Annotated in this window: 27 protein-coding genes; 19 read left to right on the forward strand and 8 right to left on the reverse strand. The window is 67.4% G+C overall.

The genetic code is table 11. The annotated features are described in order from the left end of the window. Positions 1 to 36 precede the first annotated feature (36 nt). Genes HUX88_RS01345 through HUX88_RS01360 form a run of 4 tightly spaced genes read left to right on the forward strand, consistent with a single transcriptional unit; the run spans position 37 to position 4,563 of the window. The gene (locus HUX88_RS01345) at positions 37 to 1,497 is read left to right on the forward strand and encodes a KamA family radical SAM protein (RefSeq protein ID WP_176360559.1); all 1,461 of its coding nucleotides are present in this window, start codon (positions 37 to 39) and stop codon (positions 1,495 to 1,497) included. A gap of 8 nt (positions 1,498 to 1,505) precedes the next feature. Continuing rightward, positions 1,506 to 2,795: an MFS transporter gene (locus HUX88_RS01350; RefSeq protein WP_176360560.1), complete on the forward strand. Its 1,290-nt coding sequence runs from the start codon at positions 1,506 to 1,508 to the stop codon at positions 2,793 to 2,795. Then, positions 2,792 to 3,667 carry a 2OG-Fe(II) oxygenase gene (locus HUX88_RS01355; RefSeq protein WP_229219149.1) on the forward strand — a complete coding sequence of 292 codons (876 nt, stop codon included), beginning with the start codon at positions 2,792 to 2,794 and terminating at the stop codon, positions 3,665 to 3,667. Before HUX88_RS01350 ends, HUX88_RS01355 begins: the two co-directional genes overlap by 4 nt. Before the next feature lie 41 nt (positions 3,668 to 3,708). Further along, a complete protein-coding gene (locus tag HUX88_RS01360; protein ID WP_176360561.1) occupies positions 3,709 to 4,563 on the forward strand; it encodes a fumarylacetoacetate hydrolase family protein in 855 nt (284 codons plus the stop codon). Here HUX88_RS01360 and HUX88_RS01365 read toward each other — a convergent pair whose 3' ends face one another. Continuing rightward, positions 4,564 to 5,895 (reverse strand): aspartate aminotransferase family protein, encoded by a 1,332-nt coding sequence (locus tag HUX88_RS01365; protein WP_176360562.1) that lies wholly within the window; start codon positions 5,893 to 5,895, stop codon positions 4,564 to 4,566. A 107-nt stretch (positions 5,896 to 6,002) separates the two neighbouring features. On the opposite strand from HUX88_RS01365, the gene HUX88_RS01370 reads away from it, so the two are divergent. Next, positions 6,003 to 6,557 (forward strand): carboxymuconolactone decarboxylase family protein, encoded by a 555-nt coding sequence (locus tag HUX88_RS01370; RefSeq protein WP_176360563.1) that lies wholly within the window; start codon positions 6,003 to 6,005, stop codon positions 6,555 to 6,557. Between the two features lie 17 nt (positions 6,558 to 6,574). After that, entirely contained in the window at positions 6,575 to 7,576 is a 1,002-nt protein-coding gene (locus HUX88_RS01375) for a serine hydrolase (protein WP_176360564.1), read from the forward strand. On the opposite strand, the gene HUX88_RS01380 is transcribed toward HUX88_RS01375, so the two are convergent. From HUX88_RS01380 to yjgA, 3 genes are read right to left on the reverse strand one after another with little or no spacing between them, the layout of a single operon-like run. Next, entirely contained in the window at positions 7,573 to 8,241 is a 669-nt protein-coding gene (locus HUX88_RS01380) for an alpha/beta hydrolase (RefSeq protein WP_176360565.1), read from the reverse strand. The two genes, HUX88_RS01375 and HUX88_RS01380, sit on opposite strands and share 4 nt — an antisense overlap. An 8-nt stretch (positions 8,242 to 8,249) precedes the next feature. Continuing rightward, complete coding sequence (mog, locus tag HUX88_RS01385) at positions 8,250 to 8,858, reverse strand: molybdopterin adenylyltransferase (RefSeq protein ID WP_176360566.1); 609 nt, start codon at positions 8,856 to 8,858, stop codon at positions 8,250 to 8,252. Further along, the gene (gene yjgA, locus HUX88_RS01390; RefSeq protein ID WP_176360567.1) at positions 8,848 to 9,459 is read right to left on the reverse strand and encodes a ribosome biogenesis factor YjgA; all 612 of its coding nucleotides are present in this window, start codon (positions 9,457 to 9,459) and stop codon (positions 8,848 to 8,850) included. Before yjgA ends, mog begins: the two co-directional genes overlap by 11 nt. Positions 9,460 to 9,553: 94 nt before the next feature. On the opposite strand from yjgA, the gene pmbA reads away from it, so the two are divergent. Beyond that, positions 9,554 to 10,906 carry a metalloprotease PmbA gene (gene pmbA / locus HUX88_RS01395; protein WP_176360568.1) on the forward strand — a complete coding sequence of 451 codons (1,353 nt, stop codon included), beginning with the start codon at positions 9,554 to 9,556 and terminating at the stop codon, positions 10,904 to 10,906. A 3-nt stretch (positions 10,907 to 10,909) separates the two neighbouring features. Here pmbA and HUX88_RS01400 read toward each other — a convergent pair whose 3' ends face one another. The 3 genes from HUX88_RS01400 to paaX form a co-directional block, all read right to left on the reverse strand. Next, entirely contained in the window at positions 10,910 to 12,031 is a 1,122-nt protein-coding gene (locus HUX88_RS01400) for a hypothetical protein (protein ID WP_176360569.1), read from the reverse strand. Positions 12,032 to 12,134: 103 nt separating this feature from the next. Next, positions 12,135 to 13,265, reverse strand: a complete 1,131-nt coding sequence (locus HUX88_RS01405) for a carboxypeptidase family protein (protein ID WP_176360570.1) — start codon at positions 13,263 to 13,265, stop codon at positions 12,135 to 12,137. 169 nt (positions 13,266 to 13,434) lie between these two features. After that, positions 13,435 to 14,361: a phenylacetic acid degradation operon negative regulatory protein PaaX gene (paaX, locus tag HUX88_RS01410; protein WP_176360571.1), complete on the reverse strand. Its 927-nt coding sequence runs from the start codon at positions 14,359 to 14,361 to the stop codon at positions 13,435 to 13,437. A gap of 176 nt (positions 14,362 to 14,537) precedes the next feature. On the opposite strand from paaX, the gene paaA reads away from it, so the two are divergent. Genes paaA through paaZ form a run of 12 tightly spaced genes read left to right on the forward strand, consistent with a single transcriptional unit; the run spans position 14,538 to position 26,332 of the window. Further along, positions 14,538 to 15,524, forward strand: a complete 987-nt coding sequence (paaA, locus tag HUX88_RS01415) for a 1,2-phenylacetyl-CoA epoxidase subunit PaaA (protein ID WP_176360572.1) — start codon at positions 14,538 to 14,540, stop codon at positions 15,522 to 15,524. A gap of 10 nt (positions 15,525 to 15,534) precedes the next feature. Beyond that, positions 15,535 to 15,819: a 1,2-phenylacetyl-CoA epoxidase subunit PaaB gene (paaB, locus tag HUX88_RS01420; RefSeq protein WP_020701068.1), complete on the forward strand. Its 285-nt coding sequence runs from the start codon at positions 15,535 to 15,537 to the stop codon at positions 15,817 to 15,819. Positions 15,820 to 15,831: 12 nt separating this feature from the next. Beyond that, positions 15,832 to 16,584 carry a 1,2-phenylacetyl-CoA epoxidase subunit PaaC gene (gene paaC / locus HUX88_RS01425; RefSeq protein WP_176360573.1) on the forward strand — a complete coding sequence of 251 codons (753 nt, stop codon included), beginning with the start codon at positions 15,832 to 15,834 and terminating at the stop codon, positions 16,582 to 16,584. An 11-nt stretch (positions 16,585 to 16,595) separates the two neighbouring features. Then, positions 16,596 to 17,141: a 1,2-phenylacetyl-CoA epoxidase subunit PaaD gene (gene paaD / locus HUX88_RS01430; RefSeq protein ID WP_176360784.1), complete on the forward strand. Its 546-nt coding sequence runs from the start codon at positions 16,596 to 16,598 to the stop codon at positions 17,139 to 17,141. 7 nt (positions 17,142 to 17,148) lie between these two features. Beyond that, the gene (gene paaE / locus HUX88_RS01435; protein ID WP_117013885.1) at positions 17,149 to 18,228 is read left to right on the forward strand and encodes a 1,2-phenylacetyl-CoA epoxidase subunit PaaE; all 1,080 of its coding nucleotides are present in this window, start codon (positions 17,149 to 17,151) and stop codon (positions 18,226 to 18,228) included. 22 nt (positions 18,229 to 18,250) lie between these two features. Continuing rightward, positions 18,251 to 19,042: a 2-(1,2-epoxy-1,2-dihydrophenyl)acetyl-CoA isomerase PaaG gene (gene paaG, locus HUX88_RS01440; protein WP_176360574.1), complete on the forward strand. Its 792-nt coding sequence runs from the start codon at positions 18,251 to 18,253 to the stop codon at positions 19,040 to 19,042. 1 nt (position 19,043) lies between these two features. Further along, positions 19,044 to 20,636, forward strand: a complete 1,593-nt coding sequence (gene paaH, locus HUX88_RS01445; protein WP_176360575.1) for a 3-hydroxyacyl-CoA dehydrogenase PaaH — start codon at positions 19,044 to 19,046, stop codon at positions 20,634 to 20,636. Next, positions 20,629 to 21,099, forward strand: a complete 471-nt coding sequence (gene paaI / locus HUX88_RS01450) for a hydroxyphenylacetyl-CoA thioesterase PaaI (protein WP_117013882.1) — start codon at positions 20,629 to 20,631, stop codon at positions 21,097 to 21,099. The genes paaH and paaI overlap by 8 nt, the downstream gene beginning before the upstream one ends. Positions 21,100 to 21,121: 22 nt before the next feature. Next, the gene (gene paaK / locus HUX88_RS01455) at positions 21,122 to 22,432 is read left to right on the forward strand and encodes a phenylacetate--CoA ligase PaaK (RefSeq protein WP_176360576.1); all 1,311 of its coding nucleotides are present in this window, start codon (positions 21,122 to 21,124) and stop codon (positions 22,430 to 22,432) included. A 9-nt stretch (positions 22,433 to 22,441) separates the two neighbouring features. After that, positions 22,442 to 23,647, forward strand: a complete 1,206-nt coding sequence (pcaF, locus tag HUX88_RS01460; protein WP_176360577.1) for a 3-oxoadipyl-CoA thiolase — start codon at positions 22,442 to 22,444, stop codon at positions 23,645 to 23,647. 12 nt (positions 23,648 to 23,659) lie between these two features. Beyond that, positions 23,660 to 24,271: a phenylacetic acid degradation protein PaaY gene (gene paaY / locus HUX88_RS01465; RefSeq protein WP_117013879.1), complete on the forward strand. Its 612-nt coding sequence runs from the start codon at positions 23,660 to 23,662 to the stop codon at positions 24,269 to 24,271. 15 nt (positions 24,272 to 24,286) lie between these two features. After that, a complete protein-coding gene (paaZ, locus tag HUX88_RS01470) occupies positions 24,287 to 26,332 on the forward strand; it encodes a phenylacetic acid degradation bifunctional protein PaaZ (protein WP_117013878.1) in 2,046 nt (681 codons plus the stop codon). Between the two features lie 19 nt (positions 26,333 to 26,351). Here paaZ and HUX88_RS01475 read toward each other — a convergent pair whose 3' ends face one another. Then, positions 26,352 to 26,861 carry a MarR family winged helix-turn-helix transcriptional regulator gene (locus tag HUX88_RS01475; protein ID WP_176360578.1) on the reverse strand — a complete coding sequence of 170 codons (510 nt, stop codon included), beginning with the start codon at positions 26,859 to 26,861 and terminating at the stop codon, positions 26,352 to 26,354. Between the last annotated feature and the right edge of the window lie 15 nt (positions 26,862 to 26,876).

Below are 26,876 nucleotides of genomic sequence, written 5' to 3' on the forward strand. Positions count from 1 at the left end.
TTCCGCCCTCCCCTTTTATTGCGATAGGAACCAGCGATGACCTCTACTCCGACAGCTTCCTGGAACAGCGCCGGCGCCCAGGCGCCCAAGTTCAAGCCCTTCATCCGCCAGACCATCTCCCATTCCCGCCAGTGGGAATGGCTCACGCCCGACCTGCAGGAAGCGGTGCAGGTGGTGTCGCACGTGCTGCCGTTCCGCACCAACGAATACGTGATGGATCACCTGATCGACTGGAGCAACATCCCCGACGATCCGATCTTCCGCCTGACCTTCCCGCACCGCGACATGCTGGCGCCGGACGACTACGCCCAGCTGCGCGAACTGGTGCTGGGCCGCGCCAACCAGCAGGCGTTGACCGAGCTGGTGCGGCGCATCCGCCTGCGCATGAATCCCCATCCGGCCGGGCAGATGACGCACAACGTGCCGCGCGTGAACGACGCGCCGCTCAAGGGCCTGCAGCACAAGTACAAGGAGACGGTGCTGTTCTTCCCCAGCGCCGGCCAGACCTGCCACGCCTACTGCACCTTCTGCTTCCGCTGGCCGCAGTTCGTCGGCATGGACGACATGAAGTTCGACGCCAAGGAATCGCACCAGCTGGCCGACTACCTGCGCCTGCACCCCGAGGTGACGGACGTCTTGATCACCGGCGGCGATCCGCTGATCATGAACACCCGCTCGCTGGAGGCCTACATCGAGCCGCTGCTGGCGCCGGACCTGGCGCACATCCAGAACATCCGCATCGGCACCAAGTCGGTGGCGTACTGGCCGCAGCGCTTCGTCACCGACCGCGACGCCGACGACCTGCTGCGCCTGTTCGAGCGGGTGGTCGACAGCGGCAAGAACATGGCCATCATGGGCCACTACAACCACGCGGTGGAGCTGCGTCCGGAGATCGCGCAGCAGGCGGTCAAGCGCATCGTCGGCACCGGCGCCACGCTGCGCATGCAGGGGCCGCTGATCCGCCACATCAACGAGGACCCGCGCAGCTGGGCCGAACTGTGGCAGACCGGCGTGCGGCTGGGCGCCATCCCGTACTACATGTTCGTCGAGCGCGACACCGGGCCGCGCGAGTACTTCCAGCTGCCGCTGGTGCGCGCGCACGAGATCTTCCAGCAGGCCTACCAGATGGTGTCCGGCCTGTCGCGCACCGTGCGCGGGCCGTCGATGAGCGCCTTCCCCGGCAAGGTGGTGATCGACGGCATCGTCACCATCGGCGGCGAGAAGGTGTTCGCGCTGCAGTTCCTGCAGGCCCGCAACGCCGACTGGGTGCGCAAGCCGTTCTACGCCAAATTCGATCCCAACGCGACCTGGATGGACGAACTGAAGCCGGCCTTCGGCAAGGACAAGTTCTTCTTCGAGGAGGAGGGCGGCAGCCGCAGCGAGTACGGCGCCGAGCCGCCGGGCCAGCGCAAGGTGATCCCGCTGATCGCGGCGCGCCAGGACGACGGGCAGCGCGGCGGCGCGGCGGCCGGCTGCGGCGCCCACAATTCGGCGTAGGTGGCGCCATGTCCGGCCGCGCGGTGTTCGTGCTGGTGTTCCTGCCGTTCGCGCTGGGCCACTATTTATCGAGCCTGATCCGCACCGTGAACGCGACGCTGGCGCCGCAGCTGATGGCGGCGCTGGCGCTGACCCCCGGCCAGCTTGGCCTGCTGACCAGCGCCTTCTTCCTGGCGTTCGCGCTGGCGCAGCTGCCGGTCGGCATGGCGCTGGACCGCTGGGGCCCGGCGCGGGTGCAGCCGCCGATGCTGCTGCTGGCGGCGCTGGGCGCGCTGGCCTTCTCGGGCGGCCGCAATTTCGCCGAGCTGCTGGTGGCGCGCGCGCTGATCGGGCTGGGGCTGGGCGGCTGCTTCATGTCGGCGGTGAAGGCGGTATCGACCTGGATCGCGCCGGCGCGGCTGCCGTCGGTGCAGGGCTACCTGATCGCGGCCGGTGGCCTGGGCGCGGCATCGGCCACGCTGCCGGTGCGGCTGGCGCTGCACTACACCGACTGGCGCGGCCTGTTCGTGGGATTGGCGGCGGCGGCGGCCGGCCTGGCGCTGCTGATATGGCTGGTGGCGCCTTCCGCGCCGCCGGCGTCGTCGTCATCGTCATCGGCGGCGCGGCCGGCCAGCCTGGCGGTGCTGCGCGAGGTGTTCAAGCATCCGGCCTTCCGCGAGGTGGCGCAGCTGGTCATGGTGCCGCACATGGTGTTCTTCGGCATACAGGGGCTGTGGATCAGCCGCTGGCTGAGCGACGTCGCCGGCTTTTCCGAGGCGGCGGTGACCTATCTGCTGTACCTGGGTATGGCGGCGGTGATCTTCGGCGCCATCGCGGTCGGCATGATCACCGAGTGGGCCGGGCGGCGCGGCGTGGCGCCGATCTGCGTGGCGGCGGCCGGCGTGGCGCTGTTCATTGCGGTGCAGCTGGGCTTCGTGCTGAACTGGGCGCCCAGCTTCCAGCTGCTGTCGGTGGTGTTCACGCTGGTGGGCACGGTGACCGGCATCGAGTACGCCATCGTCGCGCAAAGCCTACCGCCGTCGCTGACGGGGCGCGGCGCCACCTGCCTGAACCTGCTGATCTTCCTGGGCGCGTTCGCGATGCAGGCCGGCTTCGGGCTGGTGCTGGGCTGCTGGCGGCCCGACGCTTTGCAGCACTATCCGGCGCAGGCCTACCAGGTGGCGTTCGGGTTGCTGGTGCTGCTGCAGTTGCGTGGACTGTTGCTATTCGCGCGGCGGCGCTGGGGTGCGGCGGCGCAATCCGGTAGAATCGATCATCCATCCGGTAATCCGGCAACCAGCCCTCCGATCACACGATGACCTCTCCATCCACCCCCTTTGCCTCCCTGCCGGCCGTGTGGCGGGACTGGATCATGGAAAACCTGGAGCGCGCCTGCAATCCGCTGGACATGGCCAACAGCATGGCCGCCTCCGGCCAGCACAGCATGGCGGTGGCGCGCGCCGCCATCGACGAGGCGCTGGCGCTGCACGCCGCAGAAGGGCAGGCGCCGGCGGCCAGCGTGTTCGTGGCGCCGCAGCAGATGCCCTACATCGACCTGGAACGCAACCTGATCGCGGTGCAGGACCGCATGGTGGAAGTGTTGTTCGTGCTGAAGCAGCCGCAGATCATCCTGCTGGGGAATGTGCTCAGCGACGAGGAGTGCGACGCCATCGTCGCCCATTGCGGCACGCGCTACACCCGTTCCACCGTCACCGGCGAGGCCGACGGCGCCAGCGTGGTGCACGAGGGCCGCACCAGCGAGATGGCCTTCATCCAGCGCGGCGAGGCCGAGGTGGCCGAGCGCATCGAGCAGCGGCTGGCCGAGTTGGCGCACTGGCCGGCCGAATGCGGCGAGCCGTTCCAGCTGCAGAAGTACGGCGTGACGCAGGAGTATCGTCCGCACTACGACTGGCTGGACCCGGACAGCAGCGGCCATCGCAGCCACCTGGCGCGCGGCGGCCAGCGGCTGGCCACCTTCATCCTGTACCTGAGCGACGTGGAGCAGGGTGGCGGCACGGTGTTCCCCGGCCTGGGGCTGGAGGTGTATCCGAAGAAGGGCAGCGCGCTGTGGTTCCTCAACACCGACGTCAATCATCAACCGGACAAGCAGACCTTGCACGGCGGCGCGCCGGTGGTCAGCGGCACCAAGATCATCGCCAACAAATGGCTCAGGCAGGGGCGCTACGGTTAGAATGGCGGGCATAGACCCACCGTTTTTAACCTAGGAACCCCATGAGACTCGTTCGTTACGGCCGTCCCGGCAAAGAGAAACCAGGCCTGATCGATGACGAAGGCAAGCTGCGCGACCTGTCCGGCGTGATCGCCGACATCGACGCGGCGCAGCTGGCGCCCAAGGCGCTGCGCAAGCTGGAAAAGATCCCGCACGCCTCGCTGCCGCTGGTGCGCGGCAATCCGCGCTACGGCGTGCCGGTCGCGCGCGTCGGCAAATTCATCGGCATCGGCCTCAATTACTCGGACCACGCGGCCGAATCGGGCATGCCGATTCCGAAGGAGCCCATCGTCTTCATGAAGGCGATCTCCTGCCTGTCCGGCCCGGACGATCCCATCATGCTGCCGCAAGGCTCGAAGAAGACCGACTGGGAAGTGGAGCTGGGCGTGGTGATCGGCACGCGCGCGCAGTACGTCAGCGAGGAGGACGCGCTCAAATACGTGGCCGGCTATTGCGTGGTCAACGACGTGTCGGAGCGCTCGTTCCAGCTGGAGCGCGGCCCGCAGTGGGACAAGGGCAAGGGCTGCGACACCTTCGGCCCGGTCGGCCCGTGGCTGGTGACGCCGGAGGACATCTACGACGTGCAGAAGCTGGACCTGTACCTGGAGCTGAACGGCAAGCGCATGCAAACCGGCTGCACCGACACCATGATCTTCTCGGTGGCGCAGATCGTCAGCTATCTGTCGAAGTTCATGACGCTGGAGCCGGGCGACGTGATCGCCACCGGCACGCCGCCGGGCGTGGGCCAGGGCCGCAAGCCGCAGCGTTTCCTCAAGAAGGGCGACGTCCTGCGGCTGGGCATCGCCGGATTGGGCGAGCAGCAGCAGGACGTCGTCGCCTGGACCGCGCCGAAGTAATCACGTCGCGCTGGTCAGCGCGCGGGTCAGCGCGTCGGCCAGGCGGCTGGTGATCTCCGCCAGTTCGGCCTCGGTGGCGATGAACGGCGGCGCCAGCAGGATATGGTCGCCGTTCCGGCCATCGATGGTGCCGCCCATCGGATAGACCATCAGGCCGCGCGACATGGCCTGCTCCTTCACCGCCGCGTGCAGCTGGCAGGCCGGATCGAAGGGCTGCTTGCTATCGCGGTCGCGCACCAGCTCCAGCGCCAGCAGCATGCCGCGCCCGCGGATGTCGCCCACGTGCGGATGGCCGCCGAAAGCGTCGCGCAGCATGCGGCGGAAGGCCGCGCCGCGCACCGTGACGGCGCCCAGCAGGCAATCCCTCTGTATCACCTTCTGCACCGCCAGCGCGGCCGCCGCCGCCACCGGATGGCCCATGTAGGTGTGGCCGTGCAGGAAAGCGCCGCTGCCGTCGCGCAGCTGGCGCACGATGTGCTCGCGCGCCAGCACCGCGCCGATCGGCTGGTAGCCGGCGCCCAGGCCTTTGCCCAGCACCACCAGGTCCGGCACCACGCCGTCCTGTTCGAACGCGTACAGCGTGCCGGTGCGGCCCATGCCGCACATGACTTCATCGAGGATCAGCAAAATGCCGTACTGGTCGCACAGCTTGCGCACGCCCTTGAAGTAGCCGGGCGTGGGCGGCACCGCGCCGCCGGTGGCGCCGACCACGGTCTCGGCGACGAAGCCGATGATGTGCTGCGGGCCTTGCTCCAGGATGGTCGTCTCCAGCTCGGCCAGCAGGGCGGCGGTGTAGTCTTCGGTGCTCTGGCCGTCGGCGCGGCCGCGGTACTCATTGCAGGGCGAGACGCGCGGCACCTCCATCAGCAGCGGCTCGAACGGACGGCGGCGCCACTCGTTGCCGCCGATGGCCAGCGCGCCCAGCGTGTTGCCGTGGTAGCTCTGGCGGCGGCCGATGAACACACTGCGATCGGGTTGGCCGGCTTCGAGCCAGTACTGGCGCGCCAGCTTGAGGGCGGTCTCCATCGCCTCCGAGCCGCCCGAGACCAGGTAGACGTGATCGAGGTCGCCGGGGGCGTCGTTGGCCAGGCGGGTGGCCAGTTCCTCGGCGGCGTCGCAGGTGAAGAAGGCCGTGTGGGCGTAGGCGTTGCGGTCGATCTGCGCGTGCATGGCGGCCAGCACGTCGGGATGGGCGTGGCCCAGCGAGGAGACGGCGGCGCCGCCGCTGGCATCGAGATAGCTGCGGCCCTGGCTGTCGCGGACAGTCAGGCCGGAGGCGCTGACGGCCAGCGGCGGCGTGCGGCGCAGGTTGCGGTGGATGATGTGGCTCATGGCGTCCTTTCAATCGGGGTGACGAAGAGCAGACGATAGCCGTGATCGGCTTGTGTTCTGTTGATCTATGCCGCACCATGAGCGAATATTGTTTAAGGATGCCTGCCATGGATGATCGTTTGGGACCCATACCGTTTGCCGACATGAGCGCCGCCCAGCAGGTGGCGGCGCAGGCCGTGATCGACGGGCCGAGGGGAGCCTTGTACGGGCCCTTCGTGCCCTTGATCCGCAGCCCGGAGCTGATGGCGGCGGCGCAGCGCATGGGCGAGTACCTGCGCTACCGCAGCGCGATCGGCACGCGGCTGACGGAGCTGGCGATCCTGGTGACGGCGCGGCAGTGGAGCCAGCAGGTGGAGTGGGCGATCCACGAGCCGATCGCGCGCCAGTACGGCATCGCCGACGAGGTGGTGGCGGCGGTGGCGGCGCGGCGGCGGCCGGAGGGCATGGCGGCCGACGAGGCGCTGGTGCACGACTTCTGCATCCAGCTGCACCAGCGGCAGCGGGTCGACGACGAGACCTACGCGGCGGCGCTGGCGGCTTTCGGCGAGCACGGGGTGGTGGACCTGATGGGCATCAACGGCTACTACACCTTCCTGGCGATGGTGATGAACGCGGCGCGGACGGCGGTGCCGGCGTCCGCCGCCACGCCGCTGCCGGATTGACGAGCAAAGCGATCCTGATGAATCAACTGAGAGATTATTTTTTGCGCCTGCAAGCGGCGCTGCCCGCCGACGGACCTGGCTTCAGCGCGCTGGTGGTGCGCGATGGCGAGGTGGCGTTCGAGCTGCATCATGGCCTCGCGTCGCTGGAGCTGGAGGTGTCGTTGTCGGCGCGGTCGGCGTATTACCTGGCGTCGGAGTCCAAACAGTTCACGGCGGCGGCCGTGCTGGCGCTGGTGCGCGCCGGGAAGGTCGGGCTGGATGATGACGTGTGCTCGTTGCTCCCGGAGCTGGCCGGCTTCGAGCAGCCGTTCGCCTTGCGCAGCCTGCTCAATCACAGCAGCGGGATCCCGGACTACTTCCAGTTCTTGCGCTGCCAGCCGGGCAGGCACGAGGCGGACTACTTCAACAACGCCGACATCCTGCGCGTCATCGCGCGCATGGACACGGTCGATGGCGGCGCCGGGCATCGCTACAGCAACAGCAATTACATCCTGCTGGCGGCGCTGGTCGAGCGCCTGAGCGGCGTGCCGGCCGCGCGCTATCTGCGCGAGACGCTGCTGCAGCCGCTGGGGATCACGCGCATGGGCTTCGACGACGACCGCCAGAACGTGCTGCCGCATCGTGTGTGCAGCTACGAGGCCGATGCGGCGCGGCCGGGCGGCTACCGCCAGCATCTGGGCAATGCCAATACGGTGGGCGACGGCGGCATGTACGCCAGCACGCGGGAGCTGGTGCTGTGGGAACGCGCGTGGCACCGGCAGTGGGCCGATCCGGATAGCTTGCTGCACGCGATGCTGCAGCCATCGCCGCTGGCCGACGGCACGGTGCCGGATTACCGCTTTGGTCTGGAGTGGGTGCGGCGCCAGGAGCACGACGTGGTGTTCCATGGCGGTTGCCTGTGGGGCTTCAATACGCTGATCGTGCGCCTGCCGCAGCTGCGCATGTCGGTGATCCAGCTGGCCAATTCCGACCGCGCGCAGCCGGAACTGGAGCCGCTGGTGGCGGCGGCGCTGGCTTAGGCCAAAACCTTTTTCAGCCAGGCGCTGATGTGGTCCACTTCTTCCTGGCACAGCGAGTGCTGCATCGCGTAGTCGTGCCATTCGACGTTGTAGCCGAGCTGCTTGAGCAGGTCGCGCGACTGTTCGGCGCGGGCCACCGGGATCACCGGGTCCATGCGGCCGTGCACCATGAAGATCGGCGTGGCCAGGCTGGCCGCCGTGTGTTCGGCGGCGGCCTTGGCGGCGATCGGCACGTAGCCCGACAAGCACATCATGCCGGCCAGCTTTTCCTGCAGCCGCATGCCGGTCTGCAGCGTCATCGCGCAGCCCTGCGAGAAGCCGGCCAGGATGATGCGTTCGGCCGGGATGCCGCGCGCCTTCTCGCGCTCGATCAGCGCCTCCACCTTGGCTTGCGACGCGCGCAGGCCGGCTTCGTCTTCCTGGCGGCCCAGGTCGCTGGCGACGATGTCGTACCAGGCCCGCATCACGTAGCCGTTGTTGATAGTCACCGGCATGGTGTCGGCGTTGGGGAAGACGAAGCGGATCGGCGGCAGGCCGCGCAGGTCCAGCTCGTGCAGCATGGGCACGAAGTCGTTGGCGTCGGCGCCCAGGCCGTGCATCCAGATGATGGCCACGCTCGGGTTGGCGCCGGTTTCTTTTTCGATGGTTTGCAGCAGGGTGCTCATGGGCGTCCTCAGGGTTGGGGGCGTTGCGCGGATTTGGGCCGGAAGGCCTTGCACACGGCCGGGTCGGTTTCCATGTAGGGGCCGCCGATCAGGTCGACGCAGTACGGCACGGCGGCGAAGATGCCGCCCACCAGCGTGGCGCCGGCCGCGTCCTTCAGGCCGCCTAGCGTCTCGGCGATGGCCTTGGGCTGGCCCGGCAGGTTCAGCACCAGCGCGGCGTGGTCGGCGGTTTCGCGGATCACGGCGGTCTGGCGCGACAGGATGGCGGTCGGCACGAAATGCAGGCTGATCTGGCGCATCTGCTCGCCGAAGCCCGGCATTTCCTTGGTGCCGATAGCCAGTGTGGCCTCGGGCGTGACGTCGCGCCGCGCCGGGCCGGTGCCGCCGGTGGTCAGCACCAGGTGGCAGCGGGCCACGTCGACCAGCTCGGTCAGCGTGGCTTCGATCTGTACGCGCTCGTCGGCGATCAGGCGGGTTTCAACACGGTAGGGAGTGGTCAGCGCGCGCGCCAGCCAGTCTTGCAGCGCGGGCAGGCCGAGGTCCTGGTAGACGCCGCCGCTGGCGCGGTCGGACACCGACACCAGGCCGATGACCAGGGTGTCGGTGTTACTCGTCATCGGACTCGCTGTCTTCGTCGTCATCGCCGGCGTCGGCCGGCTTGGCCTTGCCCTTGGCCGCCTCGATCTGCTTGAGGATCTGGAAGATCTCGCGGTAGGCCTTCGGCGGCTTGTTCTCGGCCTGTTCCTTGCGGGCGTTGCGGATCAGGGTGCGCAGGTGCTGCACGTCCAGTTCCGGATTTTCCGCCAGCAGCGTGGTGAGCGCCTTGTCGTCGGTGAGCAGCTTGTCGCGGCGGCGTTCCAGCGCGTGCATGGCCGCGGTCTCGGACTTGGACGCGCCTTTCCAGGCGTCGATGGCCTGCTGGATCACGGCCACTTCGGTCTCGTCCAGCGTGCGCATCTTCTTGCCGACGAATTGCAGCGCGCGGCGCCGGCCTTCGTGGTTGGTGATCTGCTGGCATTCGAGGATGGCGTCGCGCACGTCCTCGGGCATGGGCACGCGCTTGACGCGGTCGCGGGGCGATTCGACCAGGGTCTCACCCATTTTCTGCAGGGCGTCGGACTGGCGCTTGAGTTCGGATTTGGAAGGACGTTCGTACTCTTGCTCGAATTCGGTGGAGCTGAAGCCCACGCCGCCGCTGCCGCGATTGGGATTTACCATAATATTAACTTTCTGTCAGGCGCGTGGCCGCACCTGTAAACTGTAAACGACTGCTATGATACCTGTTTTAGCGCCCACCCGAAGATTACAGCCCATGAGCGATACCCATTTCACCCACACCCAGGACCAGTTGAAGCAGCTCGCACGCGACGTGCTGGCGTTTGCCAAGGAGCAGGGCGGCACCGATTGCGCCGTCGAAATCAGCGAGGGCAGCGGCCTGTCGGTGTCGGTACGTAAGAGCAAGATCGAGACCATCGAGCAAAACAAGGACAAGGGCATGGGGGTGACGGTGTTTATCGGCCAGCGCCGCGGCAACGCCAGCACCTCGGACTTTTCCCCCGCCGCGCTGAAGGCGACGGTGGAGGCGGCCTACAACATCGCCCGCTTCACCTCGGACGACGATTGCGCCGGCCTGGCCGACGCCGACCAGCTGGAAATGGCGCCGCGCGACCTCAAGCTGTTCTATCCGTGGGACATCAGTACCGCCGACGCGGTGGCGCTGGCCCAGCGCGCCGAGGCGGCCGGTTTCGACGTCGACCCGCGCGTGACCAACTCCGAGGGCGCCGGCGTGCACGTGCAGCAGTCGCACTTCGTGGCGGCCAACTCGCGCGGCTTCATCGGCGGCTATCCGTACTCGCGCCACACGCTGTCGGTGGCCATGATCGCCGGCAAGGGCGCGAAGATGCAGCGCGACGACTGGTACACCTCGGTGCGCGACGCCAAGCAGATGTCGGCGCCGGAGGCGATCGGCCGTTACGCGGCCGAGCGCGCGCTGGCGCGCCTGAACGCGCGCACCATCGACACCCGCACCTGCCCGGTGCTGTTCGAGGCGCCGCTGGCGGCCGGCCTGCTGGGCGCCTTCGTGCAGGCCACCTCGGGCGGTGCGCTGTACCGCAAGTCCAGCTTTCTGCTCGACTCGCTGGGCAAGCAGGTGCTGCCCAAGCATATCCAGATCAAGGAAGACCCGCATGTGGTCGGCGGCGTCGGCTCGGCGCCGTTCGACGAGGAAGGCGTGCGCACCGTCAAGCGCGACGTGGTCAAGGATGGCGTGGTGCAGGGCTATTTCCTGTCGACCTATTCGGCGCGCAAGCTGGGCATGAAGACCACCGGCAACGCCGGCGGTTCGCACAACCTGTCGCTGACCTCGTCGTTGACCAAGAAGGGCGACGACTTCGCCGCCATGCTGCGCAAGATGGGCACCGGCCTGCTGGTGACCGAGCTGATGGGCCAGGGCACCAACTACGTGACCGGCGACTACTCGCGCGGCGCGTCGGGCTACTGGGTGGAGAACGGCGTGATCCAGTATCCGGTGGAGGAGATCACCATCGCCGGCAACATGAAGGACATGCTGGCGCAGATCGTCGCGGTGGGCGCCGATGTGCTGGTGCGCGGCACCAAGCAGACCGGCTCCATCCTGATCGAGAACATGGTGGTGGCGGGCGGTTGACCGTCACTCGCGCTTGCACAGCGCGCTAGCCGGCAGGCCGCAGGTGATCAGGCGGCCGACGCCGGCGTTGGTCAGGTAGTTCAGGTGGGCGTAGTCCGGGCGTTCCAGCAGGCCGAAATAGGTCGGCGCGTTGGAGGCCAGGATGTTGTAGACCACCACGCCTTCGCCGGCGTATCTGTCCGCCGGCAAGGTATACGACAGCAGGTCGTTGGGATCGGTGAACGCCACCAGGGTCAGGCGCTGATCCACGGCGGCCGCCGTGCGCCTGGCGTTCATCCGCTTTTGCAGCAGCCGTTGCAGGCTGTCGGACGCCGGGGCCAGCGGCGCGGCGCCGATCTGCTGGTCCGCCAGCGACAGCAGCGGAATCTGGTTGGCCGCCATCACCAGCAGGCGCAGGCGGTCCACGGCCCGCTGCGCCACCAGCGCCGCCGGCGAGCCGGGCGCTTCCTCCGACATGCGCAGCAAGGTATCGAACAGGATCTTGCTGCCCATGCTATGCGAAATCACCACCAGCGGCACCTCGGGCGAGGTCTCGCTCGTCCCCATCACTTGCAGGATCGCGTCGCGCATGCGGCGCTGGATGTCGTCGCGCGCCACGCCCTGGTAGACCAGCGCGTCGGGCAGGCAGTCGTCGATCAGGCCGTCCTTGAAGCGGGCGTTGAGCCGCGCGCGCGACGGCGTGAACGGCGGCGCGCCTTCGCAGACGGAGGACTTGCCGGTCTGGTCGTAGCACAGCTGGCGCTTGAGCGGCGTGGTCAACGGCGACCAGATCAGCGCGTCGAAGCGCAGCTTGCCGGCCGACGTGGCCACGTTGGACGAGACGATCTGGATCTGCGGCCCGCCGGTGCCGGCCGCGCGCGTGGACGTGGGGCTGGTGGCGGCCGTGAGCGGCTGCATCAGTTGCGACACGACCACGCCGGCCCAGCTGGCGTCGTGGGTGCAGATGCCGTGCACCAGCAGCACATCGGCGGACTTGCCACCGGCGCGGGCGGCCAGGTCGATCAGGCCGGGGAAGTTGGTGTTGGCGTCGAGCGGTTGCGGCGGTTGATAGGGGGTGGTGCAGGCGCACAGCGTCAGCACAATCAGCAACAGTGCGCGGCGTCGTATTTGAGTCAGGGTATTCATGCTGAACCTCCAGTGGCGGCGCGCCAATGCGCCGATGAGGTCCAGTGTATTTTTCCCTGCGGCGGCGACCTTGTCGCGCCGCAGGGAAGGGCTCAGCGAAGGCTTACTGCTGCGCCACCAGCGATTGCAGCACCGGCTGCAGGATGGACTTGCCCAGTTCGGCGCTGCGGGCGCCGTTCCAGCCGGTCTCCGGGTCCGGATCGTTGGCGTTGTCCTTGAACGGCATCTCCAGCGTCAACGACAGGCAGCCGAAGGCGTGGGTGATGTGCGGCGAGCCCATCGTCAACGTCTCGTCGGTGTACGGCGTTTCGCCGTAGCCGTGGTCGTCCTGGAAGTCCGGGCTGGCGATCAGGAAATTGTCGATGAAGTATTGCTGCGCTTCGGCCTGGTCCGGCGTGAAGTCCGGCAGCGACTCGCTGCCCGCCACGAACACGTAAGGCAGGCCCTCGTCGCCGTGGATGTCCAGGCACAGGTCGCAGCCCACTTCCAGCATTTTTTTCTTGACCAGGAACACTTCGGGGCTGCGTTCCATGGTCGGGTTCAGCCACTCGCGGTTCAGGTTGGCGCCGGCCGCGTTGGTGCGCAGGTTGCCGCGCACCGAGCCGTCCGGGTTCATGTTCGGCACCACGTAGAACACCGCTTCCTTCAGGCACTGGCGGCCGAAGGGATTGGCCGGGTCCAGCAGCGCCTCGACCATGCCTTCGACAAACCACTCGGCCATCGTCTCGCCCGGATGCTGGCGCGCGATGACCCAGACCTTTTGCTCCGCTTCCGGATCGCCGATCACCAGCATGTTCAGGTCGCGGCCGTCGATGGTGCTGCCCAGGTCGACCAGCTTGACCAGCGGCGACAGTTGCGCATTGTCCAGCAGCGACAGGTGGCGTTCCCACGAGTACGGCTCGAAATAGGCGTAGTAGACGCTGTCGTATTCCGGCGTATGGTTGATGGTCATCACGGTGCCGTCATAGGTGGTCGGCACGCGGAACCAGTTGTCGCGGTCGTAGCTGGCGACGGCCTGGTAGTCCTTCCAGCCGTCCGGATAGGCGGCGGAGCCGGCGTTCAGGAAGCGCAGCGACAGCGGCGTGGACTGCGCACCCTGCACGCGGAAATAAAACCATTGGGTGATGTCCGCGTGGGAGTCCTTGCGGATGTTCAGGTCGATGGCGGCCGGATCGTCGGCACGCAGGACCTCGATGGCGCCGGCGTCGAATTGCTGGCTGATTTTGATAGACATGGCTGAATCCCGGTAAATTCTATGTAAGAAGTTTGTTTGCGCTTGTGGCGCAGTGGCGACATGATACAGCCTCCGGGGCCACCTCTGGGGTCAAGTCTGCATTCGGACACGAGCTCGCCGTAGCGGCCGCTACGGCAGAGCTCGTGTCCGAATGTCGACTTGACCAGACTTAGGCCAGCCCGCCGAAGCGGTCGAAGAAGGCCGGCTCGGCGGCGGGGGCGCCGGCGTCCTCGCGGCGCAGCGTGGCGTCGATGTGCTGCTCGGCCGCCGCGAACACGGCCAGGTAGATGGCGCGTGTGAGCTCGTAGGCCAGCGCGCCCGGCCACGGCGTCGGCAGCAGCTCGACCGGCAACTGCGGATCGTGCAGCTGCACCCGCCGGTAGGCGTGGATCAGCAAGGTGCGTATCACGTAGGCGTGCTGCGGCGTCAATCCGCCGTCCGCCGCGGCCGCCCGCACCACCGCCAGCAACGGCTCGAATTGCGCGATGAAGTGCTGATAGCCCTGCGCCACGCCGGTCAGATCCCAGCCCGCCGCCACCAGCTCGCTCAACGGCCTCCCGCTGACCTGGCGCATGGTCTTGCCCTGCACCACGTACAGCTTGCCCGCCACGCCCAGCCGCTTGAGCAGCTCGTCGAGCGCCGGACCGTCGGCCGCCGGATGGCCCATGATGCCGGGCGCGATCACGCTGTAGCCTTCCCACAGCAGCTCCTTGCGCACAGCGCTGCGCTCGGCCGCGTCGAGCGCGCCGTCGCCGTTGAGGACCAGGGTCCAGCTGCCGTCCCAGTGCACATTGAGCGGCGCGTAGATGCGACGGTAGGCGTGCACGAAGCGCGCCATCGCCGGCGGCGTGATCGCGTACGAACTGCGCCGCCCGTCGCGCTGCGCGCCCAGCCAACCCTCCTGCGCCAGCCGGAACACCGCCGTGCGCAGCAGCCGGTCGTTGACGCCGAACGGCGCCAAGAGCTCGATCAGGCTGCCCAGCCACACCATGCCCCCGTGCGGCACGATGGCATCGCCGAAAATGGTCACCACCAGCGATTTCGAGCGGGGCGGGTCGCTGGCCAAAAATCCGGCTATCCAGTCGTTGCAATTCATGGGCGAACTTCTCTTTCTATACACACAGACAAGAGTTTACTTTGCCTGACCATCGGCGCAGCATTTATTTCACGTCCCTTGCCAATGGGATACCGATTTGCAATCTGAGTCAAAAAAAACGTAGTCAAACAAAAATATGTATCGTATTATTGCCCATCAGCGATGAGGAGACAGCGATGTATGCACAAATGGTGGAGACGGGCCTGAGCACGGTCCGCACGGCGGACGACATGGCCGCCGACGAGCGCGCCTTCCAGGCGCGCATCGACGAGGGCGTCAAGATCGAGGCCAAGGACTGGATGCCGGACGCCTACCGCAAGACCCTGATCCGGCAGATTTCCCAGCACGCGCACTCGGAGATCGTCGGCCAACTGCCCGAGGGCAACTGGGTGACGCGCGCGCCCACCCTCAAGCGCAAGTCCATCCTGCTGGCCAAGATCCAGGACGAGGCCGGCCACGGCCTGTACCTGTACAGCGCCGCCGAGACGCTGGGCGTGTCGCGCGACGAGCTGCTGGCCGCCCTGCACAGCGGCAAGGCCAAGTACTCCAGCATCTTCAACTACCCGACCCTGTCGTGGGCCGACATGGGCGCGATCGGTTGGCTGGTCGACGGCTCGGCCATCATCAACCAGATCCCGCTGTGCCGCTGCTCCTACGGCCCGTACGCGCGCGCCATGATCCGCGTCTGCAAGGAGGAATCCTTCCACGCCCGCCAGGGCTACGACATCATGATGTCGCTGGCGAAGGGCACGCCCGAACAAAAGGCGATGGCGCAGGATGCGCTCAACCGCTGGTGGTGGCCGTCGCTGATGATGTTCGGCCCGTCCGACGCGGAATCGGTCAATAGCGCGCAATCGGCGCAGTGGCGCATCAAGCTGTTCTCCAACGACGAGCTGCGCCAGCGCATGGTCGACCAGACCGTCCCGCAGGCAGAGTACCTGGGCCTGACCATCCCCGACCCCGATTTGAAATTCAACGCCGACACCGGCCACTACGAATTCGGCGCCATCGACTGGAGCGAATTCCACAACGTCTTGAAGGGCAACGGCCCGTGCAACCGCGAGCGCCTGCGCACCCGCGTCAAGGCCTGGGAAGACGGCGCCTGGTTCCGCGACGCGCTGGTCGCGCACGCCGACAAACACGCCAACGCCAAAGCAGCATAAGGAGATCAAGATGAGCAAAGAATGGCCACTGTGGGAAGTCTTCATCCGCAGCCAGCACGGGCTGGCGCACAAACACGTCGGCAGCCTGCACGCGCCGGACGCCGAGATGGCGGTCAACAACGCGCGCGACGTCTACACCCGCCGCAATGAAGGCGTGAGTATCTGGGTGGTGCGCGCGGCCGACATCGTCGCCAGCAGCCCTGGCGACAAGGGCGCGCTGTTCGAGCCGTCCAACAGCAAGGTGTACCGCCATCCGACCTTCTTCCCGATGCCGGAAGAAGTCAAGAACCTGTAAGCGGAGTCCAACGTGCAGACCAAAGTAAACTACCTGCTGCGCCTGGGCGACAACGCCCTGATCCTGAGCCAGCAACTGTGTCAGCTGTGCGGCAAGGGCCCGGCGCTGGAAGAGGACATGGCGCTGACCAACGTGGCGCTGGACCTGCTGGGCCAGACCCGCCTGTGGTACGAGTACGCGGGCGAGCTGGAAGGCGCGGGCCGCGACGAGGACAAGCTGGCCTACCACCGCGACGCCCACGACTTCAAGAACTGCCTGCTGCTGGAACAACCGAACGGCAACTACGCCGACACCATGGTGCGCCAGTTCTTCTTCGACGCCTGGCACTACTTCCTGATCGTCGGCCTGACGCGCAGCAGCGACGCGCGCATCGCCGCCATCGCCGAGAAATCGCTGAAGGAAGTGACCTATCACCTGCGCCGCAGCGGTGATCTGATCGTGCGCCTGGGCGACGGCACGGACGTCAGCCACGCCAAGACCCAGGCCGCCGTCAACGACCTGTGGATGTACAGCGGCGAGGTGTTCGCCTACGACGCGGTCGACGAGGCGATGGTGGCCGAAGGCGTGGCCCCGGCCGCCGCCGACCTGCGCGCGCAATGGCTGGCGCACGTGGCCGAGATCTTCGCCGAAGCCACGCTGACCATGCCGCCGGCCGACGCCTGGATGCAGAGCGGCGGCAAGCAAGGCCGCCACAGCGAGCACCTGGGCTACATCCTGGCCGAGATGCAGTTCCTGCAGCGCGCCTATCCCGGCGCCACCTGGTAAGCGTGAACGCCATGACAGCCGCCACCAACGCCGCTGACCGTTCGCCCGCCGCCGCCCAGGTATGGGCCTGGCTGGCCGAGGTCTCCGATCCCGAGATCCCGGTCATCTCCATCGTCGACCTGGGCATCGTGCGCGACGTGCAGCTGGCCGCCGACGGCGCCTGCACCGTCACCATCACGCCCACGTACTCCGGCTGCCCGGCCATGCAGGTGATCGCCGACGCCATCACCGGCGCGCTGCACGCCCAAGGCCTGCAAGACGTGCGCCTGCAAAACCAGCTCTCGCCCGCGTGGACCACCGACTGGATGAGCGAGGAGGGCAAGGCCAAGCTGAAAGGCTACGGCATCGCCCCGCCGGCGCAGCAGGTGATCGACATCAGCGGCCTGCATGCCGGCGCCGCCGTCTCGCGCCGCGCGCAACCGCGCCTGACGGTGGCCTGCCCCAACTGCGGCTCCACCCACACCGAAATCACCAGCCAGTTCGGCTCCACGCCCTGCAAGGCGCTGTACAAATGCCTGGACTGCCGCGAGCCCTTCGACTACTTCAAGTGCCACTAAAAAGATCATGAGCAAATTCCACCCGCTGACCGTCTCGCAAGTGCGCCACGAAACGCGCGACACCATCGCCGTCACCTTCGCCGTGCCGCCCGAGCTGCAAGAGAGCTTCAAATTCCAGCAAGGCCAGCACCTCACGCTGCGCGCGCAGATCGGCGACGAAGACGTGCGCCGCTCATACTCGATCTGCTCCGCCGTGCAGGACGGCGCGCTGCGCGTGGCCATCAAGCGCACGCAGGGCGGCCTGTTCTCCAGCTGGGCCAACGACACCATCCAGCCCGGCACCACGCTCGACGTGATGCCGCCGATGGGCCACTTCAACGTGCCGCTGGACGCCGCCAACCATAAGCACTACCTGGCCTTCGCTGCCGGCAGCGGCATCACGCCCATCCTGTCGATCATCAAGACCACGCTGGCGGCCGAGCCGCACAGCCGATTCACGCTCTTCTACGGCAACCGCGCCTCGTCGTCGGTGATCTTCAAGGACGAACTGTCCGACCTGAAGGACACCTACATGGAGCGCCTCAAGCTGGCCTACGTGATGAGTCGCGAGCAGCAGGACATTGAACTCTTCAACGGCCGCATCACCAAGGAGAAGGCCGCGCAGTTCCTCAAGCACTGGGTGTGGGTGGAAGACATCGACGTCGCCTTCATCTGCGGCCCGGAAGACATGATGCTCGGCGTCTCGGAAGCGCTGCAGGAAGCCGGCATGCCCAAGTCGCAGATCAAGATCGAGCTGTTCGCCGCCAGCATCCCCAAGCACCAGCACAAGCCGCGCGCGATCGATCCGCAAGCCGGCCGCCACGAAACCGAAGTCACGGTTATCCTGGACGGCAACGCCACCAGCTTCACCATGGACCAGGACAAGGAGTCGCTGCTGGACGCGGGCCTGAAGGCCGGCATCGACATGCGCTACTCGTGCAAGGGCGGCGTGTGCTCGACCTGCCGCTGCAAGCTGATTGAAGGTAAAGTCGACATGGACGTGAACTACGCGCTGGAAGACTACGAGATCGCGCGCGGCTATGTGCTGAGCTGCCAGAGCTTCCCCATCACCGAGAAGGTCGTCATCGACTTCGACCAGGCCGAATAAGAACCATTCCACCGGAGACGCCATGAACTACGAGAACATCCTCTTCGACATCACCTACGGCGTCGCCACGCTGACGCTGAACCGTCCCGATAAGCTCAACAGCTTCACCCAGGCCATGCACGAGGAAGTGCGCCACGCGATGCAGAAGGTCAGTCACGACAAGAGCGTGCGCGTGATGGTGCTCACCGGCGCCGGCCGCGGCTTCTGCGCCGGCCAGGACTTGTCGGACCGCGCGGTGGAGCCGGGCGCGCGTCCGGTCGACCTGGGCGACTCGGTGGAAAAGAACTACGCCCCGCTGGTGCTGGCGCTGCGCGCCTTGCCGATGCCGGTGATCTGCGCCGTCAACGGCGTGGCCGCCGGCGCGGGCGCCAACATCGCGCTGGCCTGCGACATCGTGCTGGCCGCCAAATCCGCGTCCTTCGTCGAGGTGTTCTGCAAACTGGGCCTGATCCCCGACACCGGCGGCACCTACTTCCTGCCACGCCTGATCGGCAGCGCGCGCGCCATGGGCCTGGCCATGCTGGGCGATAAGCTCAGCGCCGAAAAAGCCGAAGCCTGGGGCCTGATCTGGAAGGCCGTGCCCGACGAGGAACTGGCCGCCGAAACGCAGGCGATGGCGCGCCACTTCGCCACCGCGCCGACCAAGGGCCTGGCCTTCACCAAACAAGCCTTGCACTGCAGCCCGCACAATTCGCTGCAACAGCAGCTGGCGCTGGAGTGCGAGATGATGAGCGAACTGGGTCGCAGCGACGACTACCGCGAAGGCGTGGCCGCCTTCATGGAAAAGCGCGCCCCGCAATTCAAGGGGAAATAACATGGCAGCACTCCACACCGACCGCGCCATCGCCGTCATCGGCAGCGGCGCCATGGGTGCCGGCATCGCCCAGGTGGCGGCCGTCGCCGGCTACACCGTCAAGCTGTTCGACACGCGTCCCGAAGCCGTGGCCAAGGCCATGTCCGACATCGCCGCAGCGCTCAACAAGCTGGTGGCCAAGGAGCGCATGAGCGCCGTCGATTGCGCCGCCTCCATCGCCCGCGTGCAGGCGGCCATCACGCTGAACGACGTCGCCGGCTCCGCGCTGGTGGTCGAAGCCATCGTCGAAGACCTCGACGTCAAGCGCGGCCTGTTCGCCGAGCTGGAAGCCATCGTCGGCGACGACTGCATCCTCGCCACCAACACCTCGTCGATTTCGGTCACCGCCATCGCCGCCAAGCTGCGCGTGCCGGCGCGGCTGGTCGGCATGCACTTCTTCAATCCGGTGCCCTTGATGGCGTTGGTCGAAGTGATCAGCGGCCTGGCCACCGATTCCGCCGTCGCGCAAACCGTGTACGACACCGCCGCCGCGTGGGGCAAGCAGCCGGTGCACGCCAAGTCCACGCCGGGCTTCATCGTCAACCGCGTGGCGCGGCCGTTCTACGCCGAAGGCTGGCGCCTGCTGAACGAGCAGGCCGCCGACGCGGCCACCATCGACGCCGTCATGCGCGATTGCGGCGGCTTCCGCATGGGGCCCTTCGAGCTGATGGACCTGATCGGGCATGACGTCAACTTCTCGGTCACGCAATCGGTGTTCGGCGCCTACTTCAACGACCCGCGCTTCACGCCGTCGGTGCTGCAGCAGGAGATGGTCAACGCCGGCTTCCTGGGCCGCAAATCGGGCCGTGGCTTCTACCACTACGGCGACGCCGCCCCCGCCATGTCGCAGCCGCAGGCCGAAGCCGCGCAGCCCAAGCCGGAATTCGTCAGCTACACCATCGAGCCGGGTGCTGCGGTTGGGCCGTCGCACGCCATCGGCGGCGCCGTGAGCGACGCGCTGGCGGCGCGCCTGCGCGCTTCCGGTATCAACGTCTCGCACCGCAAGACACCGGAAGCGCGCAGCCACGTCGTCGGCACCGACGACGCGCCGGCCTTCCACTGCAACGGCGCCGCCGTCTACTTGACGGACGGCCGCAGCGCCACCCAGCGCGCGCACGACAGCCATCATCCGGACACGGTGCTGTTCGACTTGGCGCTGGACTACGCCAGCGCCAAGCGCATCGCCGTCAGCCGCGCCGACCAGTGCTCGGCCGAGGCCTACAACGCCGTGGTCGGCCTGTTCCAGGCTGCCGGCTTCACCGTCACACGGCTGGACGACGTGCCCGGCATGGCCGTCATGCGCACCGTCGCCATGCTGGCCAACGAGGCGGCGGACGCCGTCAACCAGGGCGTCTGCAGCGCCGCCGGCGCGGATCTCGCCATGCAGAAGGGCGTGAACTATCCGCGCGGCCCGCTGGCCTGGGCGGACGTTGTAGGTATCGGCCAGATCGTGGCCGTGCTGTCCAACCTGGCCGCGGGGTATGGCGAGGACCGCTACCGCGTGTCGCCGCTGCTGCGCCGCAAACACGCAGCGGGAGGACGCTTCCATGACTAAGACCGCAACGCTGGCCGCCGCCCCCGCGCTCAGCGCCGACGAAGCACAAGCGCTGGCGCAAGCCGTCGGCGCCGCCATGTTCGACAGCGATCCCGCCTCGCAGGGGCTGGGCATGAAGGTCGACGCCATCTCGCCGGGCCACGCCCGCATGTCGATGCCGGTGCGCGCGGACATGTTGAACGGCCATGGCAGCTGCCACGGCGGTTTCATTTTCACGCTGGCCGACAGCGCCTTCGCCTTCGCCTGCAACAGCCACAATCTGACCACCGTGGGCGCCGCCTGCACCATCGACTACCTCGCGCCCGCCCGGCTGCACGACGTGCTGACCGCCGACGCCAGCGAGCAGGCGTTGGCCGGCAAGAGCGGCGTCTACGACGTCAAGGTCACCAACCAGGACGGCCGCACCGTCGCGCTGTTCCGGGGTAAGTCGCACAGAGTCAGCGGCCATATCGTGCCGCAGTAAGCAGAACAAGGAGGAGACACCGATGGTTCAACGCATTCCCGCGCCGTCCGATCTGGAACCGATCGAACGCGCCAGCAAGGACGAGCTTCAAGCACTGCAACTGCAACGCATGCAATGGTCGCTCAAGCACGCCTACGACAACGTCCCGCACTACCGCGCCGCTTTCGACGCCGCCGGCGTCCATCCCGACGACCTGCGCACGCTGGCCGACCTGGCGAAGTTTCCCTTTACCGGCAAGAAGGAACTGCGCGACAACTACCCGTTCGGCATGTTCGCCGTGCCGCGCGAGCAGGTGGTGCGCGTGCACGCCTCCAGCGGCACCACCGGAAAACCGACGGTGGTCGGCTACACGCAGAACGACATCGACACCTGGGCCAACGTGGTGGCGCGTTCGATCCGCGCGGCCGGCGGCCGGCGCGGCGACATGGTCCACATCTCCTACGGCTACGGCCTGTTCACCGGCGGCCTTGGCGCGCACTACGGCGCCGAACGCCTCGGCTGCACGGTGGTTCCCATGTCCGGCGGCCAGACCGAAAAGCAGGTGCAGCTGATCGAGGACTTCAAACCGTCCATCATCATGGTCACGCCGTCGTACATGTTGAACATCGTCGAGGAATTCCAGCGCCAGGGCCTGGACCCCGCCGCCAGTTCGCTCAAGGTCGGCATCTTCGGCGCCGAGCCTTGGACCGACTCCATGCGCGGCGAGATCGAGCAGCGCGCCGGCATCGACGCGGTGGATATCTACGGCCTGTCCGAAGTGATGGGTCCCGGCGTGGCCAGCGAGTGCATCGAGAGCAAGGACGGCCCGGTCATCTGGGAGGACCATTTCTACCCCGAGATCATCGACCCCGAAACCGGCGAGGTGCTGCCGGACGGCGAGGAGGGCGAGCTGGTATTCACCTCGCTGACCAAGGAAGCGCTGCCCGTGATCCGCTACCGCACGCGCGACCTCACGCGGCTGCTGCCGGCCACTTCGCGCTCCATGCGCCGCATCGACAAGATCACCGGCCGCTCGGACGACATGCTGATCATCCGCGGCGTGAACGTGTTCCCGTCGCAGGTTGAAGAACTGATACTCAAGATGCCTAAGCTGGCGCCGCAATACCAGCTGGTCATCTCGCGCGACGGCCACCTCGACAAACTCGACGTGCTGGCCGAGTTGCGGCCCGGCGTGGCCGACGGCGAGATCCCCGCGCTGGCGCGCGAACTGGAACACCGCATCAAGACCAACGTCGGCGTCAGCACCAAGGTGCGCCTGCTGGCCCCCAACGGCATCGAACGCACATTGACGGGCAAGGCCCGCCGCGTGGTCGACCAGCGCCCGAAACATTAAGGAGATTCCGTGAACGACGCTTTTATCTGTGACGCCATCCGCACCCCGTTCGGCCGCTACGGCGGCGCCCTGGCCGGCGTGCGCGCCGACGACCTGGCCGCGCTGCCCATCGCCGCGCTGATCGCCCGCAATCCCGGCGTGGACTGGTCCAAGGTGGACGACGTCTACTACGGCTGCGCCAACGGCGCCGGCGAAGACAACCGCAACGTCGGCCGCATGGCCGCGCTGTTGGCCGGGCTGCCGGTCGACGTGCCGGCCAACACCATCAACCGCCTGTGCGGCTCCAGCCTGGACGCGGTGGGCATCGCCGCGCGTTCCATCAAGGCCGGCGAGGCGCAGCTGGTGATCGCCGGCGGCGTGGAGAGCATGACCCGCGCGCCTTTCGTCATGGGCAAGGCCGACAGCGCGTTCTCGCGCGCGGCCAAGATAGAGGACACCACCATCGGCTGGCGCTTCGTCAACCCATTGATGAAGGCGAAGTACGGCATCGACAGCATGCCGGAGACGGCCGAAAACGTCGCCCAGGAATTCGACATCAGCCGCGCCGACCAGGACGCGTTCGCGGTGCGCAGCCAGCAGCGCTGGGCTGCCGCGCATGCCGCCGGCGTGTTCAAGGACGAAATCGTGCCGGTCACGCTGGTGCAGAAAAAAGGCGATCCAAAGATCGTCGACACCGACGAGCATCCGCGCCCGGACACCACGGTCGAGATGCTGGCCAAGCTCAAAGGCGTGGTCAAGCCGGATGGCAGCGTCACCGCCGGTAACGCCTCGGGCGTGAACGACGGCGCCTGCGCGATCCTGCTGGCGTCGGCCGCCGCCGCCGAGCAGTACGGCCTGCGCAAGCGCGCCCGCGTGCTTGGCATGGCGACCGCCGGCCTGGCTCCGCGCATCATGGGCTTCGGCCCATCACCGGCGTCGAAGAAGGTGTTGGCGCAGGTCGGCCTGACCATCGAACAGATGGACGTCATCGAATTGAACGAAGCCTTTGCCGCGCAGGGCCTGGCCGTCACGCGCGACCTGGGCCTGGCCGACGATGCGGCCCACGTCAACCCGAACGGCGGCGCCATCGCCATCGGCCACCCGCTGGGCGCATCCGGCGCGCGGCTGGTGCTGGCGGCGTTGAACCAGCTCGAACGCACCGGCGGCCGCTACGCGCTGTGCACCATGTGCATCGGCGTTGGGCAGGGCATTGCCCTCGTCATCGAGCGCGTGTAAGCGGGCGCCGTCATGGTCAAGGTCTACGAAATCAACGGCGTCACTCCGGTGGTCCACCCGACCGCTTACGTGCATCCCAGCGCGGTGCTGATCGGCGACGTCATCGTCGGCCCGCGCTGCTACGTCGGCCCGCTGGCCGCGCTGCGCGGCGACTTCGGCCGGCTGATCCTGGAGGAGGGCGCCAACCTGCAGGACACCTGCGTCATGCACGGCTTCCCCGGCTGCGACACGGTGGTCGAACGCGACGGCCATATCGGCCATGGCGCCGTGCTGCATGGCTGCCGCATCGGCCGCAACGCGCTGGTCGGCATGAACAGCGTGGTGATGGACAACGCCGTCATCGGTGCCGACAGCATCGTCGCCGCGATGAGTTTCGTCCGCGCCGGCATGCAGGTTCCGCCGCGCAGCCTGGTGGTCGGCACGCCGGCCAAGGTGGCGCGCGAACTGCGCGACGACGAGATCAAATGGAAGACCGAGGGCACCGGCCAGTACCAGGAACTGGCGGTGCGCTCCATGAACACCATGCGCGAAGTGGACGCGCTGACCGAAGTGGAACCGGACCGCAAGCGCATCGAGTGGGAAAGCTCGCTGCCGCTGCATCTTCATAAAAACGCCCAAGCATAAACAACGGAGACAAACATGGCATCAACCCTGCAAAGCTGGATCGGCGGCCGATGGATAGGCGCCGAAGCCTCCGCGCCGCTGCACAGCGCCTTGAACAACTCGCTGATCTACCACACCCACGCCGAGAAAATCGACTTCGACGAAGCCGTCACCTACGCCCGCAAGACCGGCGTGCCGGCGCTGATGAAGATGGACTTCCAGCAGCGCGCCGCGCGCCTGAAGGCGCTGGCGCTGTACCTGGCCAGCCGCAAGGAAGAGTTGTACGCGATCTCGCACCTGACCGGCGCCACCCGCGCCGACAGCTGGGTCGACATCGAAGGCGGCACCGGCACGCTGTTCGCCTACGCCAGCATGGGCAGCCGCGAGCTGCCTTCGTCCAACGTGCTGCACGAAGGCCCGGCCATGGCGCTGGGTAAGAACGGCGGCTTCTCCGGCACCCACATCCTGGTGCCGCGCGGCGGCCTGGCGGTGCACATCAACGCCTTCAACTTCCCGATCTGGGGCCTGCTGGAGAAGTTCGCGCCCAGCTTCCTGGCCGCCATGCCGTGCATCGGCAAGCCTGCCTCCGCCACCAGCTACCTGACCGAAGCCCTGGTGCGTATGATGAACGACTCCGGCCTGCTGCCGGAAGGCGCGCTGCAGCTGGTCATCGGCGGCACCGGCGACCTGCTGGACCGGCTGGGCGGCGCCGACGTCGTCACCTTCACCGGCTCGGCCGACACCGCCGCCAAGCTGCGCACCAACCGCAACCTGATCGCCAACTCGGTTCCGTTCACCGCCGAGGCGGACTCGCTCAACTGCGCCATCCTGGCGCCGGACGTCACGCCTGACGACGCCGAATTCGACTTGTTCGTCAAAGAGGTGGCGCGTGAGATGACCGGCAAGGCCGGCCAGAAATGCACCGCCATCCGCCGCATCATCGTGCCGGAAAATATGGTGGACGCCGTTGGCACACGCCTGCGCGAGCGGCTGGCCAAGGTCAGCGTCGGCGATCCGTCGGTGGAGGGCGTTCGCATGGGCGCACTGGCCTCCAAGGACCAGCAGCGCGATGTGGCGGAGCGCGTCGAGCTGCTCGCGCGCGGCAACGAGGTGCTGTTCAGTGAACGCGACGGCTTCAAGCTGGTCGGTGACGGCGTCGCCAACGGCTCCTTCTTCGCGCCGACGCTGCTGCTGTGCCGCGACGGCATGCGCAACGACGCGGTGCACGACATCGAAGCCTTCGGCCCGGTCAGCACCATCATTAGCTACAACGGCATCGACGAGGCGCTGGCCTTGGCCGCGCGCGGCAAGGGCTCGCTGGTATCCACGCTGGTGACCAAGGAGCCGGCCATCGCCGCCTACGCCGTGCCGATGGCGGCCGCCTCGCACGGCCGCGTGCTGATCCTGGACCGCGAAGCGTCGGTGGACTCCACCGGCCACGGCTCGCCGCTGCCGCAGCTCAAGCACGGCGGTCCTGGCCGCGCCGGCGGCGGCGAGGAACTGGGCGGCATCCGCGCGGTGCGCCACTTCCTGCAGCGCGCCGCCATCCAAGGCTCGCCGACCATGCTGGCCGCCGTCACCGGCGAGTACGTGCGCGGCGCCAAGGTCCAGGAGAGCGAAGTACACCCGTTCCGCCGCTACTTCGAAGACCTGAAGATGGGCGACTCGCTGCTGACGCACCGCCGCACCGTGACCGAGGCGGACATCGTCAACTTCGGCGGCGTCTCCGGCGACTACTTCTACATGCACTTCGACGACATCGCCGCCAAGGACACGCAGTTCGGCAAGCGCATCGCGCACGGCTACTTCGTGCTGTCGGCAGCCGCCGGGCTGTTCGTCTCGCCGGCGCCCGGTCCGGTGCTGGCCAACTATGGTCTGGACAACCTGCGCTTCATCACGCCGGTGGCCATCGGCGACACCATCCGCGCGCGCCTGACCTGCAAGCGCAAAGTGGACCGCAACCGCACCGACGACAAGGGCGTCGGCCAAGGCGTGGTCGCATGGGACGTTCAGGTGACCAACCAGAACGACGAACTGGTGGCCAGCTACGACATCCTGACGCTGGTGATGAAACGCGGCTGACCTTTGCGGCCGGCGGGCCTTACTCCGCCGGCTCCAGCACCGCCAGCAGTTTGATCAGCCCCGTGTCCAGCAAGGCCAGTTCGGCTGGGCTCAGGGGCGACAGGATCTTGTGTTCATTGTCGACATGCGCGGCCACCGCGCGGTCGATCAGTTCCAGCCCCGCCGGGGTTAGCCGCACCAGCAGGCTGCGGGCATCCGTGGGGTTGGGCACCCGCTCGACCAGCGCGCTGGCCTCCAGCCGCTGCAGCCGGTGCGTCATGGTGCCGGAGGTGATCATCATCGCCGAGAACAGCGCGGTCGGCGCCAGGCAGTAGGGCGCGCCCGAACGCCTAAGCGTCGCCAGCACATCGAATTCCCACGCACCCATTCCAAATTCGGCGAAGGTCGCGTCCAGCCTGCGCTGCAGCAGCGCGGCGCAGCGCTTCAGCCGTCCTATCGTCGCCATCGGCGCCACGTCCAGTTCGGGGCGCTCGCGGCGCCACTGCGCCACGATGGCGTCCACGGCGTCCATCGGTCTTTCTTTCGGCATCGCACACTCCAATTT

Origin of the sequence: Duganella sp. BJB1802, assembly GCF_013369445.1 — a bacterium.
Lineage (GTDB): Bacteria > Pseudomonadota > Gammaproteobacteria > Burkholderiales > Burkholderiaceae_D > Rugamonas > Rugamonas vulcania_A.

Excerpts from the sequence above, each read along its gene's own strand:
- pmbA (WP_176360568.1), top strand. The coding sequence starts at position 9,554 with ATGAGCGATACCCATTTCACCCACACCCAGGACCAGTTGAAGCAGCTC.
- paaE (WP_117013885.1), top strand. The coding sequence starts at position 17,149 with ATGAGCAAATTCCACCCGCTGACCGTCTCGCAAGTGCGCCACGAAACG.
- paaA (WP_176360572.1), top strand. The coding sequence starts at position 14,538 with ATGTATGCACAAATGGTGGAGACGGGCCTGAGCACGGTCCGCACGGCG.
- HUX88_RS01375 (WP_176360564.1), top strand. The coding sequence starts at position 6,575 with ATGAATCAACTGAGAGATTATTTTTTGCGCCTGCAAGCGGCGCTGCCC.
- HUX88_RS01400 (WP_176360569.1), bottom strand. The coding sequence starts at position 12,031 with ATGAATACCCTGACTCAAATACGACGCCGCGCACTGTTGCTGATTGTG.
- paaI (WP_117013882.1), top strand. The coding sequence starts at position 20,629 with ATGACTAAGACCGCAACGCTGGCCGCCGCCCCCGCGCTCAGCGCCGAC.
- HUX88_RS01370 (WP_176360563.1), top strand. The coding sequence starts at position 6,003 with ATGGATGATCGTTTGGGACCCATACCGTTTGCCGACATGAGCGCCGCC.
- paaK (WP_176360576.1), top strand. The coding sequence starts at position 21,122 with ATGGTTCAACGCATTCCCGCGCCGTCCGATCTGGAACCGATCGAACGC.
- paaX (WP_176360571.1), bottom strand. The coding sequence starts at position 14,361 with ATGAATTGCAACGACTGGATAGCCGGATTTTTGGCCAGCGACCCGCCC.
- paaH (WP_176360575.1), top strand. The coding sequence starts at position 19,044 with ATGGCAGCACTCCACACCGACCGCGCCATCGCCGTCATCGGCAGCGGC.
- paaY (WP_117013879.1), top strand. The coding sequence starts at position 23,660 with ATGGTCAAGGTCTACGAAATCAACGGCGTCACTCCGGTGGTCCACCCG.
- HUX88_RS01345 (WP_176360559.1), top strand. The coding sequence starts at position 37 with ATGACCTCTACTCCGACAGCTTCCTGGAACAGCGCCGGCGCCCAGGCG.
- HUX88_RS01360 (WP_176360561.1), top strand. The coding sequence starts at position 3,709 with ATGAGACTCGTTCGTTACGGCCGTCCCGGCAAAGAGAAACCAGGCCTG.
- paaD (WP_176360784.1), top strand. The coding sequence starts at position 16,596 with ATGACAGCCGCCACCAACGCCGCTGACCGTTCGCCCGCCGCCGCCCAG.
- HUX88_RS01475 (WP_176360578.1), bottom strand. The coding sequence starts at position 26,861 with ATGCCGAAAGAAAGACCGATGGACGCCGTGGACGCCATCGTGGCGCAG.
- mog (WP_176360566.1), bottom strand. The coding sequence starts at position 8,858 with ATGACGAGTAACACCGACACCCTGGTCATCGGCCTGGTGTCGGTGTCC.
- HUX88_RS01350 (WP_176360560.1), top strand. The coding sequence starts at position 1,506 with ATGTCCGGCCGCGCGGTGTTCGTGCTGGTGTTCCTGCCGTTCGCGCTG.
- paaZ (WP_117013878.1), top strand. The coding sequence starts at position 24,287 with ATGGCATCAACCCTGCAAAGCTGGATCGGCGGCCGATGGATAGGCGCC.
- HUX88_RS01365 (WP_176360562.1), bottom strand. The coding sequence starts at position 5,895 with ATGAGCCACATCATCCACCGCAACCTGCGCCGCACGCCGCCGCTGGCC.
- HUX88_RS01355 (WP_229219149.1), top strand. The coding sequence starts at position 2,792 with ATGACCTCTCCATCCACCCCCTTTGCCTCCCTGCCGGCCGTGTGGCGG.
- paaB (WP_020701068.1), top strand. The coding sequence starts at position 15,535 with ATGAGCAAAGAATGGCCACTGTGGGAAGTCTTCATCCGCAGCCAGCAC.
- HUX88_RS01405 (WP_176360570.1), bottom strand. The coding sequence starts at position 13,265 with ATGTCTATCAAAATCAGCCAGCAATTCGACGCCGGCGCCATCGAGGTC.
- HUX88_RS01380 (WP_176360565.1), bottom strand. The coding sequence starts at position 8,241 with ATGAGCACCCTGCTGCAAACCATCGAAAAAGAAACCGGCGCCAACCCG.
- paaG (WP_176360574.1), top strand. The coding sequence starts at position 18,251 with ATGAACTACGAGAACATCCTCTTCGACATCACCTACGGCGTCGCCACG.
- yjgA (WP_176360567.1), bottom strand. The coding sequence starts at position 9,459 with ATGGTAAATCCCAATCGCGGCAGCGGCGGCGTGGGCTTCAGCTCCACC.